Origin of the sequence: Kitasatospora sp. NPDC059812, assembly GCF_042732075.1 — a bacterium.
GTDB lineage: Bacteria > Actinomycetota > Actinomycetes > Streptomycetales > Streptomycetaceae > Kitasatospora.
In genome coordinates this window covers 36135-51626 of sequence record NZ_JBHWIO010000043.1, presented here as the reverse complement: position 1 = coordinate 51626, position 15492 = coordinate 36135, and the positions used below count along the sequence as shown (strand labels likewise).

The 15492-nt window shown below is 74.2% G+C and carries 14 protein-coding genes and 2 riboswitches; of the genes, 3 read left to right on the top strand and 11 right to left on the bottom strand.

Annotated elements, in window-relative coordinates:
* Positions 1 to 107 precede the first annotated feature (107 nt).
* The 7 genes from ACFV6D_RS21865 to ACFV6D_RS21835 all read right to left on the bottom strand — a co-directional run bounded on the left by ACFV6D_RS21865 (position 108) and on the right by ACFV6D_RS21835 (position 7411).
* Entirely contained in the window at positions 108 to 587 is a 480-nt protein-coding gene (locus ACFV6D_RS21865; protein WP_380560833.1) for a flagellar hook-length control protein FliK, read from the bottom strand.
* A gap of 30 nt (positions 588 to 617) precedes the next feature.
* Positions 618 to 1691, bottom strand: coding sequence for a prenyltransferase/squalene oxidase repeat-containing protein (locus ACFV6D_RS21860; RefSeq protein ID WP_380560832.1), 1074 nt, complete (start codon positions 1689 to 1691; stop codon positions 618 to 620).
* A gap of 99 nt (positions 1692 to 1790) precedes the next feature.
* A riboswitch (cobalamin riboswitch) is annotated at positions 1791 to 1931 on the bottom strand.
* A gap of 67 nt (positions 1932 to 1998) precedes the next feature.
* Complete coding sequence (locus ACFV6D_RS21855) at positions 1999 to 2775, bottom strand: enoyl-CoA hydratase (RefSeq protein ID WP_380341524.1); 777 nt, start codon at positions 2773 to 2775, stop codon at positions 1999 to 2001.
* On the bottom strand, positions 2772 to 3695 hold the full coding sequence (gene mmsB, locus ACFV6D_RS21850; RefSeq protein WP_380560831.1) for a 3-hydroxyisobutyrate dehydrogenase: 924 nt from the start codon (positions 3693 to 3695) through the stop codon (positions 2772 to 2774). The genes ACFV6D_RS21855 and mmsB overlap by 4 nt, the downstream gene beginning before the upstream one ends.
* Positions 3692 to 4765 (bottom strand): enoyl-CoA hydratase/isomerase family protein, encoded by a 1074-nt coding sequence (locus ACFV6D_RS21845; RefSeq protein WP_380560830.1) that lies wholly within the window; start codon positions 4763 to 4765, stop codon positions 3692 to 3694. The genes mmsB and ACFV6D_RS21845 overlap by 4 nt, the downstream gene beginning before the upstream one ends.
* Complete coding sequence (locus ACFV6D_RS21840) at positions 4765 to 5904, bottom strand: acyl-CoA dehydrogenase family protein (protein WP_380560829.1); 1140 nt, start codon at positions 5902 to 5904, stop codon at positions 4765 to 4767. Before ACFV6D_RS21840 ends, ACFV6D_RS21845 begins: the two co-directional genes overlap by 1 nt.
* Positions 5905 to 5911: 7 nt before the next feature.
* A complete protein-coding gene (locus tag ACFV6D_RS21835) occupies positions 5912 to 7411 on the bottom strand; it encodes a CoA-acylating methylmalonate-semialdehyde dehydrogenase (RefSeq protein WP_380480178.1) in 1500 nt (499 codons plus the stop codon).
* A gap of 216 nt (positions 7412 to 7627) precedes the next feature.
* A riboswitch (cobalamin riboswitch) is annotated at positions 7628 to 7819 on the bottom strand.
* Between the two features lie 281 nt (positions 7820 to 8100).
* On the opposite strand from ACFV6D_RS21835, the gene ACFV6D_RS21830 reads away from it, so the two are divergent.
* From ACFV6D_RS21830 to ACFV6D_RS21820, 3 genes are all read left to right on the top strand, one after another.
* On the top strand, positions 8101 to 8559 hold the full coding sequence (locus ACFV6D_RS21830; protein ID WP_380560828.1) for a BlaI/MecI/CopY family transcriptional regulator: 459 nt from the start codon (positions 8101 to 8103) through the stop codon (positions 8557 to 8559).
* Complete coding sequence (locus ACFV6D_RS21825; RefSeq protein ID WP_380560827.1) at positions 8550 to 9497, top strand: M48 family metalloprotease; 948 nt, start codon at positions 8550 to 8552, stop codon at positions 9495 to 9497. Before ACFV6D_RS21830 ends, ACFV6D_RS21825 begins: the two co-directional genes overlap by 10 nt.
* 199 nt (positions 9498 to 9696) lie before the next feature.
* A complete protein-coding gene (locus tag ACFV6D_RS21820) occupies positions 9697 to 10239 on the top strand; it encodes a MarR family winged helix-turn-helix transcriptional regulator (protein WP_380560826.1) in 543 nt (180 codons plus the stop codon).
* A gap of 3 nt (positions 10240 to 10242) precedes the next feature.
* On the opposite strand, the gene ACFV6D_RS21815 is transcribed toward ACFV6D_RS21820, so the two are convergent.
* The 4 genes from ACFV6D_RS21815 to ACFV6D_RS21800 are packed head-to-tail and all read right to left on the bottom strand — an operon-like array spanning position 10243 to position 15141.
* Positions 10243 to 11745, bottom strand: a complete 1503-nt coding sequence (locus ACFV6D_RS21815; RefSeq protein WP_380560825.1) for an ABC transporter ATP-binding protein — start codon at positions 11743 to 11745, stop codon at positions 10243 to 10245.
* Entirely contained in the window at positions 11742 to 12593 is an 852-nt protein-coding gene (locus ACFV6D_RS21810; RefSeq protein ID WP_380560824.1) for an ABC transporter permease, read from the bottom strand. The genes ACFV6D_RS21815 and ACFV6D_RS21810 overlap by 4 nt, the downstream gene beginning before the upstream one ends.
* Positions 12590 to 13588: an ABC transporter permease gene (locus tag ACFV6D_RS21805; RefSeq protein WP_380560823.1), complete on the bottom strand. Its 999-nt coding sequence runs from the start codon at positions 13586 to 13588 to the stop codon at positions 12590 to 12592. The genes ACFV6D_RS21810 and ACFV6D_RS21805 overlap by 4 nt, the downstream gene beginning before the upstream one ends.
* On the bottom strand, positions 13585 to 15141 hold the full coding sequence (locus tag ACFV6D_RS21800; protein WP_380560822.1) for an ABC transporter substrate-binding protein: 1557 nt from the start codon (positions 15139 to 15141) through the stop codon (positions 13585 to 13587). Before ACFV6D_RS21800 ends, ACFV6D_RS21805 begins: the two co-directional genes overlap by 4 nt.
* Positions 15142 to 15492: the final 351 nt, after the last annotated feature.

Genomic DNA, 15492 nt, shown 5'->3' with positions numbered 1-15492 from the left:
GCGCGCGAGTCGCACCCCCTCCCCCTCAACGCCCACACCCCCAGCCCGCCCGTGGCCCACCCCCACACCACTCGCCCCCGCGGGGGCCCCGGGGGTGCCGCCGGGGGTCAGGGCGCAGTGACGCCCGGCTGGGCGCCGGCGCCGAAGGACCAGCCCTCGACGTCGCCGGGTGCCGGGTTGTAGCTGCCCGCGCCCAGCTTGCTGTACGACCAGGGGCCGCCGTGCTGGGCGTGCCAGTACGACCAGTAGGCGCTGCCGGTGGGGTTGGTGCAGGTCGCCGGCAGGGCGTTGATGGTGCAGACGAAGCCCGGGTAGCGCGGGTGGAAGGTGTACGCGAACCCGGCGCCGGTCAGCGCGGCCAGGCCGCTGGCCGGATCGCCGGGTGCGCAGCCGGTCTGGATGCCGCCGCCGACGGCGGTGGAGTCGACCACGACGGTGACGCCGGTGGTGCCGTCGCAGGCGGCGGCCTGTGCCTGCGGGGCCTGGACGGCGGAGGCGCCGAGCAGGCCGGCGGTGAGGGCAGCGGCGGCGGCGATCGAGCCGAGGGTGCGGCGGGCCGGGCGCGCGGGCGCCAGGGTGTCGGTCATCGGAGCTCTCCTCGCGGGGTCAGCGGGTGGTCAGCGGGTGGTCGCCGGGCAGGCCGGCACGGGCGCGTCCGGGCGGGCACCGGCGGCGGAGAGGGTGGCCAGCGGGGTGCCGGCCAGGCCGAGGACGGCCTGCGCGGTGGCCCGGGCGCCGGTGGCCGGGTTGAAACCGGACGCGTCGTAGGCGACCGCCCCGCGCACGCCCGGGTCCGTGGCGCAGCCCTGCTGGAGCTTGACCAGGCTGCTCCAGCCCTTGAGGCCGGCCCCGAAGCGTCCGCCGGCCAGCAGTGCCTGCGTGGCGAGGCCGGTGGTGTTGGCGTTGGACGCGGCGGCCCCGACGGCCGCGAAGCCGCCGTCGGCGTTCTGGTGGGCGGTCAGCCAGCCGAGCCCGGCGTTGGCCTTGGCGGTGCGGCCGGTCGCGGCGAGGGCCTGTACGGCGAGCGCGGTGGCGTCCGGGTCGCTGGTGCAGGTGGCCTGGCCGAAGGAGACCGGGTAACCGCCTTCCGGGCACTGGCTGTTGGCGAGGAAGTCGACGGCCGCGGCCGGGGCGCCACCGGTCGTGCGGTGCAGGGCGATCAGGGCCAGGGACTGGCCGAAGGCGTTGCTGTAGTCGCCCCACTGCGAGCGGTCGGAGAACCGGCCGTCGGCGGTCTGGAGGGAGCGCAGCCGGGCGGGCAGGTCGACGCCGCCGAAGGCCGTCGGGTTCCCGCCGCGCACCTCGACGGCGAGCAGCAGCTTGGCGGTCGCCCCGGCGTAGGCCTCAGTGGTGCCGTCGCCGAGGTAGCCGCTGATGATCTCGGGCTTGGCCAGCCAGGCGGTGGCCTTCGCGGCGGCCTGGTCGGAGCTGCGCGAGGCGGCGAAGGCCAGTACGGCGTCGATGGTCAGGCCCTGGTCGGGGTAGGCGGTCCCGTTGAAGACGGACTCGAAGTGGTCGCCGTCGACGAGCTGGCGGGCGAGCCAGCCGCCGGCGGCGGCGTCGGGGCGGATCGTCGAGGACGAGGTCGCGGCGGCAGGCGTGGCGTGGGCGGCAGCGGCCGCCGGGAGGACGGTGGCGAGGGCGAGCGCGGGTATCGCGAGGAGGCGCAGGGGGCGTCGGAACGAGGGCACGGTGGGCCTTTCCGGGCCCGCACGCAGGGGCCCGGAGGACGGCGGCACCAGCCGGGGCAGCCCTCGGAGCTCCGGCCCGCAGACCACGACGGGAGGAGGGGACGACACACCTCCGCCGCCGGGTACTCGGGCTCGCCGCCGGCGTGGAGCCGGCGGCCTACCGTTGCGGGTCAGCGCCGGATTCGGACCGGACTTCCCCCAGCGGCGGAGTCACAACTTGACGGCTCATCATGGCGAGACGGAGAAGATCCGGTCAAGGGATCGTCCGTCACATCGCGCCACATCGCGCCGCGAACTGCTCGGACCGTCAGCGGTTGAGGAACTCCGGCGGGCGCTTCTCGGCGAAGGCCGCCATGCCCTCCTTCTGGTCCGCCGTGGCGAACGTGGCGTGGAACAGGCGCCGTTCGAAGCGCACGCCCTCGGCGAGCGTGGTCTCGTACGAGCGGTTGACGCTCTCCTTGAGCATGACCGCCGCCGGGGTGGACATCGCCGCGACGGTCTCGGCCACCGTCAGGGCCTCGGCCAGCAGCTGGTCCGCCGGGACGATCCGGGAGACCAGGCCGGCCCGCTCGGCCTCCTCGGCGCCCATCATCCGGCCGGTCAGGCAGAGCTCCATCGCCTTCGCCTTGCCGACCGCCCGGGTCAGCCGCTGCGAACCGCCGATGCCCGGGATGACACCGAGCTTGATCTCCGGCTGCCCGAACTTCGCGGTGTCCGCCGCCAGCAGGACGTCGCACAGCATCGCCAGCTCGCAGCCGCCGCCCAGCGCGTAGCCCGCCACCGCCGCCACGACGGGCTTGCGCAGCGCGGCGAAGCGGTCCCAGGCGGCGAACCAGTCGCCGAGGTAGGCGTCGACGAAGTCGAGGGACTGCATCTCCTTGATGTCGGCGCCGGCCGCGAAGGCCTTCTCCGAGCCGGTGATGACCAGGCAGCCGATCTCCGGGTCACGGTCGAACTCCGTTGCCGCCTGCACGACTTCGTTCATCAGGAGGGTGTTGAGCGCGTTGAGCGCCTTGGGCCGGTCGAGCGTGATCAGCCCCACCCGGCCCTTGCGCTCGACCAGGATCGTCTCGTAGCCGGTCACTTGCCGTCCTCCCTCAGGGTGGTGATGATCGCCGAGAAGTCCAGGCCGGCACCGCCGTCGGCCTGCGCGAAGTCCGCGTACAGCTGTGCCGCCCTGCGTCCGAGTTCGGTGGGCAGGCCGGCGGCCTCGGCGGCCCCGGCGGCGAGGCCGAGGTCCTTGGCCATCAGGGCGGCGGCGAACCCGGCCGCGTAGTCGCGGTTGGCCGGGCTGGTCGGCACCGGTCCGGGGACGGGGCAGTTGGTGGTGAGCGCCCAGCACTGGCCGGAGGCGGTCGAGGCGACGTCGTAGAGGGCCTGGTGGCTGAGCCCGAGGCTCTCCCCGAGCACGAAGGCCTCGCTGACCGCGATCATCGAGATGCCCAGGATCATGTTGTTGCAGATCTTCGCGGCCTGCCCCGCACCGGGGGGTCCGCAGTGCACGACCTTGCGGCCCATCGCCTCCAGCATGGGTCGGGCCGCCTCGAAGTCCGGCTCGGCGGCTCCGACCATGAAGGTGAGGCTCGCGGCCGTGGCACCGACCACCCCGCCGGAGACCGGCGCGTCCACGGCCCGGTGCCCGGCGTGCACGGCGAGGTCGTGCGCCGCCCGGGCGTCCGCGACGTCGATCGTGGAGCAGTCGACGAAGAGCGTTCCCGGGCGGGCGGCGGGCAGCAGGTCCGCGTAGGCGGCCAGCACGTGCCGGCCGGCCGGCAGCATGCTGATGACGACGTCGGCCTCCCGCACCGCCTCGGTCGCGGACCGCGCCGGACGGACGCCGTTCTCCGTCCGGGACGCCCGGCGCAGTGCCTCGGGCGCCAGGTCGTAGCCGGTCACGGTGTGTCCGGCCGTGGCGAGGTTGGCGGCCATCGGGCCGCCCATGTTGCCGAGTCCGATGAATCCGATGACTCCATTGAATCCGTTGAATCCGTTGCGGTGGGTCACCAGCGCTCCAGGGGTGTGGTGGGGGCCAGGCCGAGTTCCCGGTCGCCGAGCGGGGCGAAGTAGCGGGCCACCGTGGCGGGCTCGACGGCGCTCAGCGTCGACGGGTTCCACCGCGGGGAGCGGTCCTTGTCGATCACCTGGGCGCGGATCCCCTCGGCCAGGTCCGGCGTGGAGAGCGCCGCACAGGAGGTCCGGTACTCCTGGTCGAGGACGGCCTCCAGCGGGCCGAGGGTGCGGGCCCGGCGCAGGGCGGCGAGGGTGGCCTTCACGGCGGCGGGCGAGTTGGCGGCGATCCGGTCCGCGGCCTCCTTGGCCTCCGGTTCGCCGCTGTCCCGCAGGCGGTCGAGGATCTCCTCCACGGTGTCGGCCCCGTAGCAGTGGTCGATCCAGGCCCGCCGGCCGTCCAGCACGCCGGCCGGTGCGGGCCCGACGTTCCGTTCGAGGGCGTCGTGCACGGGGAGTTCGGCGAGGTCGTCCAGCAGCGCGGGCAGCCGCTCGGCCGGGACGAAGTGGTCGGCGAGGCCGCAGAGCAGCGCGTCACCGGCACCGACGGAGCCCGCGGTCAGGGCCAGGTGGGTACCCGACTCGCCGGGTGCGAGGGCGAGCAGGTAGGTGCCGCCGACGTCGGGGACGAAGCCGATGCCGGCCTCGGGCATGGCGATGCGTGTGGTCCCGGTGACGATCCGGACGCTGCCGTGGGCGGAGACCCCGACCCCGCCGCCCATCACGATGCCGCTCATGAGCGCGACGTAGGGCTTGGGGTAGCGGGCGATGCGGGCGTTGAGGCGGTACTCGTCGCGCCAGAACTCCTCCACCGCGCCCGGGTCCGCGCCGGTGGCGGCGCGGTGGATGGCGACGATGTCGCCGCCGGCGCAGAAGGCCCGCTCACCGGCGCCGGTGATGACCACGGTTTCGACCCGCTCGTCCTCCTCCCACGCGTCCAGGGCTTCGGAGATCCTTTGCACCATGCCGTGGGTGAGGGCGTTCAGGGCCGCGGGGCGGTTGAGGACGATCAGGCCGGCCCGGCCCTCGCGGTGGACCAGGACCTCGTCGAGGTCGTTCCCGGCCATCACGCGGCCCCGGTCAGGCCGCGGGCGACGATGACGCGCATGATCTCGTTGGTTCCTTCCAGGATCTGGTGCACCCGCAGGTCGCGGACGATCTTCTCGATGCCGTACTCGGCCAGGTAGCCGTAGCCGCCGTGCAGTTGGAGCGCCTGGTTGGCGACCTCGAAGCCGGTGTCGGTGGCGTGCCGCTTGGCCATCGCGCACAGCTCCGGCGCTCTGGGGTCCCCCCGGTCCAGGGCCGAGGCGGCCCGCCAGAGCAGCGACCTGGCCGCCTCCAGCTCCGTGGCCATGTCGGCGAGCCGGAACTGCAGCGCCTGGGCGTGCAGGAGCCGGGCGCCGAACGCCTCGCGGTCCGCCAGGTAGCGGGTGGCCCGCTCCAGGGCGTCCTGCGCTCCGCCGAGGGAGCAGGCGGCGATGCCGAGCCGGCCGCCGTTCAGCCCGTTCATGGCGATCCGGAAGCCCTCGCCCTCGGCTCCGAGGAGGCGGTCGGCCGGGAGCCGGACGCCGTCCAGCCGCACCTGGCGGGTGGGCTGGGCGTTCCAGCCCATCTTCTTCTCGTCGGGCCCGAACGAGACGCCGGCGTCGTCGCGTTCGACGACGAACGCGGACACCCCGCCGGCCCCCGGTCCGCCGGTGCGGGCCATCACCAGGTAGACCCGGGAGGCCCCTGCGCCCGAGATGAACTGCTTGACGCCGTCGAGGACCCAGTGGTCGCCGTCCCGGCGGGCTCGGGTGGTCAGTGCCGCCGCGTCCGAGCCCGCGCCGGGCTCGGTGAGGCAGTAGCTGGCGGGGGTCGCCATGGCGCTGAGGCCCGGCAGCCACCGGGCGCGCTGGGCGTCGTCGCCGTAGCGGTCGATCATCCAGGCGACCATGTTGTGGATGGACAGGTAGGCGGCGATGGACGGGCAGCCGGTGGCCAGCGCCTCGAACACCAGCACGCCGTCGGCGCGGGTGAGTCCGGAGCCGCCGGACTCCTCGCGGACGTAGACACCGGCCAGGCCGACGTCCGCCGCCTTGCGCAGCACGTCCACCGGGAAGTGCTTGGCCTGGTCCCACGCGACCGCGTTCGGCGCCAGGTGTTCGCGGGCGAAGGCCCGGGTGGTCGCCGCGATGGCGAGCTGGTCCTCTGTGAGGTCGTGCACGGCGCCCTCAGCCCATCGTCGGGATGGTGAAGCTCGCGCCCTCCTTGACCCCGGAGGGCCAGCGCGAGGTGACGGTCCGGGTGCGGGTGTAGAAGCGGATCGAGTCCGGCCCGTGCTGGTTGAGGTCGCCGAACCCGGAGCGCTTCCAGCCGCCGAAGGTGTGGTAAGCGACCGGCACGGGGATCGGCACGTTGACGCCGACCATGCCGGTGTTCACCCGGCGGGCGAAGTCCCGCGCCGTGTCGCCGTCCCGGGTGTAGACGGCCACGCCGTTGCCGAACTCGTGCTCGCCGGGCAGGCGCAGCGCCTCCTCGTAGTCGGCGGCGCGGAGCACGGTCAGGACGGGGCCGAAGATCTCCTCCCGGTAGATCCGCATGTCCGGCGTGACGCGGTCGAACAGCGAGGCGCCGAGGAAGTAGCCGTCCTCGTGCCCCTCCAGCCGGAAGTCCCGCCCGTCGACGACGAGTTCGGCGCCCTCCTCGACCCCGAGGTCCAGGTAGCCGCGGACCCGCTCCAGCGCGTCGGCGCCGACCAGCGGGCCGAAGTCCGCCGCCGGGTCGTCCGAGCGCCCGACCTTCAACGCGGCGATCCGCTCGACCAGTTTGGCCACCAGGGCGTCGGCCGTCTCCTCCCCCACCGGGACGGCCACCGAGATCGCCATGCAGCGCTCGCCGGCCGAGCCGTAGCCGGCGCCGATCAGCGCGTCCGCGGCCTGGTCGAGGTCGGCGTCCGGCATCACGACCAGGTGGTTCTTGGCGCCGCCGAAGCACTGCGCCCGCTTCCCGTGCGCGGCGGCGGTGGCGTACACGTACTGGGCGATCGGCGTGGAGCCGACGAACCCGACCGCCTGCACCCGCGGGTCCTCCAGCAGGGTGTCGACGGCCTCCTTGCCGCCGTTGACCACGTTCAGCACGCCCGGCGGCAGCCCGGCCTCCAGGAACAGCTCGGCCAGGCGCAGCGGCACCGAGGGGTCGCGCTCCGAGGGCTTGAGGACGAAGGCGTTGCCGCAGGCGATGGCGGGTGCGGCCTTCCAGAGCGGGATCATCGCGGGGAAGTTGAACGGCGTGATGCCCGCGACCACGCCGAGCGGCTGGCGCATCGAGTACACGTCGATGCCGGTGCCCGCGTTGTCGCTGAACTCGCCCTTCAGCAGGTGCGGGATGCCGGCGGCGAACTCCACGACCTCCAGGCCGCGTTGGATGTCCCCGTGGGCATCGGCCACGGTCTTGCCGTGCTCGGCGGACAGCAGCCGGGCCAGCTCCTCCTTCTCCTGCTCGACGAGTTGGAGGAAGCGCAGCAGGACGCGGGCGCGCCGCTGCGGGTTCCACGCGGCCCATGCGGGCTGGGCCTGCGCGGCGTCGGCGATCACCGCCTCGACCTCGGCCCGGCTCGCCAGCGGCACCCGGGCCTGCACCCGGCCGGTGTTGGGGTCGTACACGTCGCCGAAGCGACCGGAGGTGCCGGCGGTGGGCTTGCCGGCGACGAAGTGGGTCAGTTCTCGGACCATCGGGTTCCTTCTCTCGACAGGGGTGGGGAGAGGAGGAGGATCGGAGGCCGCCGCCGGTCGGCGGGCGCACGGTGGTGCGCCCCGCGACACGGGCGTGCGGCGGCAGAACGGAACGTCAGGGCGTCGGGGCCCCGGCGGCCGTGGGCACGGGACGACCAGGAGCGGCAGTGGAGCGGGAGCAGCCCGGAGTCATGCGTGTCGTCTCCATCCTCGTGGAAAACACGGAACACCCGCGGCCGGTATCCTGACTCCCGGATCACCGCACGCCCCCAGGCCTTCCCGGCTGGCTGCCAGTGGCCTTCGTCTGCGAGGACGAACTCCCCGGTCACAGTGGCGGGACCGTGCCGGACTCACACCGGCTTCCCTGACACCGCGGACCTGCCGTCGACCATATAGTTGGACGTCCTAGTAAGTCCAGAGGCCCGCACGCGCGTTGCGCCATCGACTTTCCACCGCGCCGAGCGGCACGTGACCGGACGGTGTCCGCAAATCAGGCGCCCGGCAGCGCGGGGCCGCGAGCCCGTAAAGTTAGCTGAGGCACACCTAAGCAACACAGGCCGGGCCCATCTTCGCCATACCGGCGCGGGCAGGCCTCGGCCGCCGACCGCTGTCGGCGCCGGAGGTGTGCCTGCCGGAGGTGTGCCTGCCGGGAGTGTGCCTTCCGGGAGTGTCGGGACAGGGAGAACGATGTGAGGGTCGGTCGGGACGCCAGGCGTCCGCACGGGGAACTGGTCGCGGACGTGCTGGCGGTGTTGTGGGCGGCCGGCGAGCCGCTGACCGCCCAGCAGGTCAAGGAGGCGCTGGACCACGGGCTGGCCCGCACCACCGTGACGACGATCCTCACGCGCCTGCACGAGAAGGGGACCCTGGTCCGCAGCCGCCCCGCGCGGTCCTTCGCCTACGCCCCGGTGGAGGACGCCGCCGGACTGGCGGCCGGGCGCATGCGTCGGGAGTTGGAGAAGGAACCCCAGCGGGACCTCGTGCTGAAGCGGTTCGTCTCCTCCCTGTCCGAGGACGACGAGGACGTCCTGCGCCGCCTGCTCCTCGATGCCCAGACCGAGGCCGAGGCCGAAGCCACGACCGCGACCGCGACCGCGACCGCGACGAACTCCGGCAGTCCCGGGCCCGAGGACGACGCATGGGCCTGATCCTGACGATCGTCGCCCTGGCCCTGCTGCTCCCCTGGGCCGCGGTGCCCGCCGCACGCCGCCTGGCCCTGCTGCTCCCTCCGCGCGAGGCCTCGCTCGCGCTCACGGGCGCGGCCGTCCTGCTGGCGGGCGGCACCGTCGCGGCACTCGCCGGGCTGTTCCACGTCCCGTTCCTGGCAGGCCTGGAGCACCTGCCGCTGTCCGGCGTCGTCGCCCGGTGGCCGGCCGTGGTGCCGGTGTCCTGCGCTGCCGGGGCCGCGCTGGCCGTCCAGGCCGTACGGCTGACGCTGCGGTGGCGCGGGCACCGCGTGCTCCTCGCCCGTGCCTGGGGCCTGACCGCTGATGCGACGGGCGACGGCGACCTGCTCGTGGTCGCGGGCAAGGACGCCGAGGCCTTCGCCCTGCCCGGCCACCGGGGGCGCCCCGGCCGCGTCGTCGTCTCGGCCGGCATGCTGAGCGCGCTGGGCCCGGCGGAGCGCGCGGTGCTCCTCGCCCACGAGCGCGCCCACCTGCGCGGGCGCCACCACCTGCTGTCCGCCGCCGTCGACCTCGCCGCCGCCGTACACCCGGCGTTGGCCCGGCTGCGGGCCGACCTCGACTACCACCTGGAACGCTGGGCCGACGAGCAGGCCGCCGCCGCGGTCGCCGACCGGCGCACCGCCGCGACCGCCATCGCCCGGGCGGCCCTGGCCGGATCGCCGTCCGGGCGCCGAACCGCCGGGCCCCTGCTGTCCGTGAGCACCGGCCCCGTGCCCCAGCGCGTCCAGGCCCTCCTGGGCCCCGCACCCGCCCGCCCGACCGGCCGCAGGGCGCACGCCGCCGTCGCCCTGGTCGCCGCCGTCACGGTCGCGGCCCTGCTCGGCGCGGCCTTGGCCTACGGGCTGCACGAGTACGTCGAGTACGCGGCCCGGACCTTGAGGGCTCACGGCACGGTCTGACGACATCGATGTAGACCAACCGTGCGGGTCCGGGTATGGTGAGGCTCGGCTTACCCGTGCGGGTCTTGGCGCAGCCGCCCGCCCGCCGGCGATCAGAGGCCGCGTTCACTCCGGCCTCCGGGCTCGGCGTCCCCGCGCGGGTGCCGCCACCATGGCCCCGGTCCGAGAACACGGCGGCCACCGGACGATGGGACCTGGCGTGTACGACGGGAGGACGGGCTCGACGAGCCCCTTCGAACAGACCGTCTACCTCCTGTCGACGGCCGGCAGGGCGGTCGACCGGCTGCTGGCCGACCGGCTCGACGCGAGGGGAATGGGCCCGGCCCATCAGGCGCTGCTGTCCGCACTCGCCCAGCTGGGGCCGCACGGGCGCCGCGACCTCATCGAGCACGCCGCCGCAACCGCAACCGCCGCAACCGGGACCGACTCCGCCCAGGCACTGGACGACCTCCTGTCGGCAGGCCTGGTGCACTCCATGGTCGTCCAGATCGGCGGGCGGCAGGAGGTGCTGACGATCACCCCGGCCGGGCAGGCAGCGCTGGACGTGCTGCACGACGACGCATCCGCCGTCCAAGGCGACCTGCTCGCCTCGTTGACGAAGGGCCAGCGCGCCGAACTCAACTCCCTGCTGCGGCGGGTGTGCACGGCGGCCGCCCGCGGCGCGGGACACCGCACACCCTCGCCCTCGGGCCCCGGCTGGGTGCTCACCGGCGGACAGCGCCGACGGTGGATCTCCGAGTAGGAGTCAGCGGACGCCGGCGGGCTGCTGCGCGGTGAGCGGTGCGGAGTGGGGGCCCGCGAGAGGCAGGACGTGGTCGGCGTGGCCGGTGACGAGGGGGAGGTCATGGCTGACGAGGACCACCGCCAGGCCCCGGCTGGTGCGCAGGTCGTCGAGAAGGTCCATGAGCGCGGCGGCGGTGTCGGTGTCGAGGGCGGAGGTGACCTCGTCGCAGAGCAGGACGTCGGGTTCGGCGGCCAGGGCGCGGGCGAGGGAGACGCGCTGGCGTTGGCCGCCGGAGAGTTCGTGGGGGTGGCGAGTCGCGTAGTGCGGGGGCAGGCCGACGGCGGTGAGCAGTTCGGCGACGCGCTCCTCGCACCGGGCGGCGGGAAGGCCGAAGTGCAGCTTCAGCGGCCGGGTGAGGGTGGCACCGACGGTGTGGGCCGGGTTGAGGGCGCCGAGGGGGTTCTGGGGGACGAGCTGGATGCGGCGGCGCTGGTCGCGGCTGCGGCGCCGGTAGGACGGGGCCAGGTGTTCGCCGTGGAGGATGACGCTGCCGGACTCGGGCCGGTGAAGGCCGGCCAGGGTGCGCAGCAGCGTGCTCTTGCCGCATCCGGACGGGCCGGTGATCCCGGTCAGCGTGCCGGGCATCAGGACGAGGTCGACGGCGGCGAAGACGCGGTGGCGGGTGCGGACCGTGCCGATGCCGGCGCTGAGCGCCTTCACCTCCACGACGGGCGGCATTCCGGAGGCGGCCCTGGTACGAACGCGTGCGGCCTGCACGGCCGTTGCCGGCACAACCCCGGCCACAGCCCCAGCCACCGCCGCAGCCGGGGCCACAGCCGGGGCCGCAGGAAGGCGGTCGGGCCACAGGGCCAGAACGTCGTCGGCGCAGCGGGCGACGAAGTCGGGGTCGTGGCTGGTGAGGGCGATGGCGAGGCCGTCGGAGTCGGCGATCTCGCGCAGCAGGTCGGCGATGTCGTCGCGCAGGGCCGGGTCGAGGCCAGCGGTGGGTTCGTCGAGGAGGAGGATCTCGGGCCGTCGGGCGAGGGCGCGGGCAAGCGCGACACGCCGCTGCTGACCGCCGGACAGGCCTGCGGGGCGGCGGTGTTCGAGGCGCTCGCCGGCCGGCAGGCGGACGGCACGCAGCAGGTCGGGTACGGAGGTTCGGCGGCGGTCGGCGGCGGTCTCGGTCAGGAGGCGGTCGACGCGCATGCGCGGGTTGAGGTCCGAGCCCGGGTCCTGGCCGACGAAGGCGAGCTTGTGGCGGCGAAGGCGGCGCAGGTCCTCGGGCGGGAGGGCGAGGATGTCGTGGCCGAGGACGTCGAGGGTGCCGGTGGTGACGCGGGCGCCTGGTGGGAGGGCTCCGACCAGGGCGCGCAGGAGGGTGGTCTTGCCGGCGCCGGAGGGGCCGGTGACGGCGGTGACCCGGCCCGGGGTGAGGGTGAGGGTGGCGTCGGTGAGCAGGGGCGTGTCCGCGAGGGCGATGGACAGGCCCGTAACGCGGGCGGCGGGGGCGGTGGTGCTCACAGCGGGGTCTCCGGGGTCGGCCGGGCGGGGGCGAGGGCTTCGGCGGCGAGGTTGACGCTGATGGCGAGCAGCCCGATGGCCAGGCACGGCGCGCCGACCGCCCAGGGGTTGAGGGTGATCCCGGCGGCGTTCTCGCGGATCATCAACGCCCAGTCGGCTTCCGGGGGTTGGGGGCCGAGCTGGAGGAAGGCGGCGACCGAGACGATGTAGACGCCTTCGACGAAGCGCAGGCCGAACAGGGCGAGGAGGGTGGAGCGCAGGTTGGGCAGCACCTCGCGGACCGTCAGGTGCCACAGGCGTTCGCCGCCGACGGCCGCGGCCTCGACGTAGCCGGTGGCGGCGATGGGGGCGGCTGCCGCGGCGACGATGCGCACGGCGTAGGGAATGCCCAGGAGGGTGGCGGCGGCTGCGACGGCCAGGCGTCCCCCGGCGGGCCAGGCCAGGGCGATGAGCATGATGGCGAGGACGGAGGGCAGGAGGATCGTCAGGTCGGCGGCGCGTTCGATCCACCGGCCGAGCCGGGGCCGCAGGACGGCGAGGATGCCGAGGACGGTGGCCGCCGCCGTGACGACCAGGGCGATGGCCACGGCTGTGGCGATCAGGGGTGCGCCGCCGGTCAGCAGGCGGCTGAGGACGTCGCGGCCGAGCTGGTCACCGCCGAGCGGCGCGTCGCCGCCGGCTTCGGCGTAGGGGAAGGTGACGGGGGTGTCGATGGGGTGAGGGGCGAGGAGCGGTCCGGCGAGGGCGAGGAGGACGAGCATGAGCGCGGGGACGGCGCGGACGAGCACGTGCCTCCTTCGCCGGGTGGCGGGCGCGGGGGCCGCTGCGGTCGGGGCATCGGCGGTCATCGGCGCTCCTCTCCGAGGGCGGTGGTGCGGATGAGGTCGGCCAGCAGCAGGAGCAGGCTGATGGCGGCGCCGGCCGCGGCCACGACTCCGGCGACGAGCGGGGTGTCACGGTCGGCGATGGCCCCGGCCAGGACGGCGCCGATGCCGGGGTAGTTGAAGAGGGTCTCGACGACGACGGTGCCGCCCAGCAGCATGCCGGCGGAGGTGGCGATGCCGACGGCGATGGCGGACAGGGCGCCGGGGAGCATGTGGTGGCTGAGGATGCGTCGGCGCGCGAGGCCGTCGAGGACGGCGGCCTGGACGTGCGGCAGCGCGGCCTGGTCGGCGAGCGCGCCGCGCACGATGCGGGTGTTCCAGCCGATCTGGGGGACGGCCAGTGAGAGCACCGGCAGGACGAGCATGGTCCAGGACTCGGGGGCTCCGTCGGGGCCGGTGAGGGTGACGGCGGGCAGCCAGCCGGTCCACTGGGACAGCAGGAGCAGGAGGGCGACGGAGACGACGAACTCCGGGAGGGCGAACGCGGCGGTGGAGGCGGCGTCGATGGCGCGGTCGGCGCGTCCGCCGGGGCGCAGGGCGGCCCGGCTCCCGAGCGCGAGGGCGCCGATGGTGCTCAGGGCGAGGGCGAGGGTGCCCAGGAGCAGGGTGTTGGGGAAGGGGCCGGCGAGGATGTCGGTGACGTGCTGGCCGCGCGCGGTGACGCCGAGGTCGCCGGTGGGCAGGCCGGTCATCCAGTCCCAGAAGCGTTCGGCCACCGGGCGGTCGAGCCCGAGGGCGCTGCGGCGGGCGGCGAGGTCGGCGGCGGTGACCCCGCGCTCGGCGGTCGCGCCGGCGGCGTCGCCCGGGAGCAGCTCGACGGCGGCGAAGACGCCGGCGAGCAGGACGACGAGCAGGGCCAGGCGCCGGGCCGCCTGCCGGGCGACCCGGCCCGCACCGGGGAGGATGCGGGCCGGGGTGCCCTGCGGCGCGCGGGCGCCGGCCGGCTGAAGCGTGGTCAACGCGCCAGCCAGGTCTTGTCGAGCTGGACGCGGCCGTAGCCGGGAAGCCTGGGCAGGTCGCGCACGGCGGCTCCGGCGAGGTCGATGCCGTCGGCCATGCCCCACAGCAGGTAGCCGGACTCGGCGAACTCGATCTCCTGGAGCCGGTGCAGCAGCTTGTCGCGCGCGGCGGCGTCGGCGGTGCCCATGGCCGTGCGGTAGGCCTCGTCGAATGCGGGGTCCTTGAAGGCGGACTCGTTCTGGCCGGCGTCGGAGAGCATCGTCTTGGAGGCGAAGAAGACGACCGAGTCGTTGGTGCCCCAGTACGTCGTGTAGAGCGGCGCCTTGAGCCAGGTGGCGTCCCAGAAGACCTTGGAGTCCTGCTTCACGACGTTGATCTTCACGCCGGCCTCGCGGACCTGGGTGGCGAACAGGGTCGCGGACTCGGCGAGGCCGGAGACGTCCTCGGTGGTGATCAGGTCGTAGGTCCGGGAGGTGTCGAACCCGGCGTCGGAGAGCAGTTGCTTGGCCTTGGCGAGGTCGCGCCCCCGCTGCGGTATGTCCTTGGCGAAGGCCGGGTCGCCGGTGCCGAGGATGTCGTTGGCGACGCTGCCGTAGCCGGAGAGGACCTGCTTGACCATGGCGTCGCGGTCGACCGCCAGCTTCAGGGCCTCGCGCACCCGTGCGTCGGCGAACGGGCCGTCGGCGGTGCGCATGACGACGGGCATCGCCATGTCGTTGGGGCGGCGCAGGATCTGGACGTCCTTGCGGGCCTCGGCGGTGCGGGCGGCGACGGCGCCGACGTTGGAGGCGAGGTCGATCTGCCCGGCGAGCAGGGCGTTGGCCATGGCCTGCGGGCTCTCGAACAGGCGCACCTCGACGGCGTCGAGCAGCACCTTGCCGCCGTACCAGTTGTCGTTGCGCACCAGCCGGGCGTTGCCGTCGCGGTACCAGTCGAGCTTGAACGGGCCGGTGCCGGGGGCGCCGGCGATCGCGTCGTCCTTGGTGTCCTTCTTCAGGACGAAGGTGGTCAGACGGGTCAGCAGCGGCAGATCCGCGTTGGGGTAGTCGGAGACCAGGACGACGGTCTTCGCGTCCTCGGCCCTGATGCCCGCGGGCTGGATGCCGGGCAGCCGGCTCTTGCCCGCCGGGGTGTTGCGCAGGCGCTGCAGCGACCAGACCACGTCGGCGGCGGTGACCGGGGTGCCGTCGTGGAACGTCGCGCCGTCGGCGATCGTGAAGCGCCAGGTCTTCAGGTCCTCCGACGGCTTCCAGGAGGCCAGGCGCGGGACGGTGTTGGCGGTGGATCCGGGAACGGCCAGCGTGTCGTAGAGCAGACTGATGATCAGGTAGTCGCTCTCGTTGGCCTGCGTGCCGTGCGGGTCACGGGTGATCGCGGAGGCCTTGCCGAGAGCACCGACCTTCAGCGTCCCCCCGGCGCGGGGCTGCGAGGACACCGCGCCCGCGGATGCGGCGTCCTTGGATCCGCCCGCGCCACTGCCGCAGGCGGCGAGCGCACCGGCCGCCCCGATACCGGCACCGGCCCACAGCAGCTCTCGTCTGGTGACGCCCACGTTCGTTCCTCGATTCGGGTTGAGCTCGATTTGCTTAGGTTTACCTACCCTAAGTTTGAGACAGGTCGCAAGCCGCCCGACGGAGCGCACCGGCCCACCGGGCGTGCGCCCCCCTGCCGCAAACAGCAATCCGAGCAGCGGAGTTGCCCCCGCGCGGCAGGTGCGCCACCACCCCGAACTGAGACTACGTAAATGTAGACATCTGATCGGGTAAGGCTTGCCTTACTTCGAAGTCGTTGTTACGTTTCCTGTCGTCCGGCCGTCCGAGCCGACCCGGACCCCACGCCTCACGCGCTGCTCCCGCCCGCCGTCCCGCACCGGCGCGGTGATGCCGCGTGCCCGCAACACCTT

What these genes read in the sequence shown, in the direction of transcription:
- ACFV6D_RS21825 (WP_380560827.1), top strand. Translation starts at nt 8,550, where the DNA reads ATGGGCCTGATCCTGACGATCGTCGCCCTGGCCCTGCTGCTCCCCTGG.
- ACFV6D_RS21845 (WP_380560830.1), bottom strand. Translation starts at nt 4,765, where the DNA reads ATGGCCGGGAACGACCTCGACGAGGTCCTGGTCCACCGCGAGGGCCGG.
- ACFV6D_RS21865 (WP_380560833.1), bottom strand. Translation starts at nt 587, where the DNA reads ATGACCGACACCCTGGCGCCCGCGCGCCCGGCCCGCCGCACCCTCGGC.
- ACFV6D_RS21835 (WP_380480178.1), bottom strand. Translation starts at nt 7,411, where the DNA reads ATGGTCCGAGAACTGACCCACTTCGTCGCCGGCAAGCCCACCGCCGGC.
- ACFV6D_RS21810 (WP_380560824.1), bottom strand. Translation starts at nt 12,593, where the DNA reads ATGACCGCCGATGCCCCGACCGCAGCGGCCCCCGCGCCCGCCACCCGG.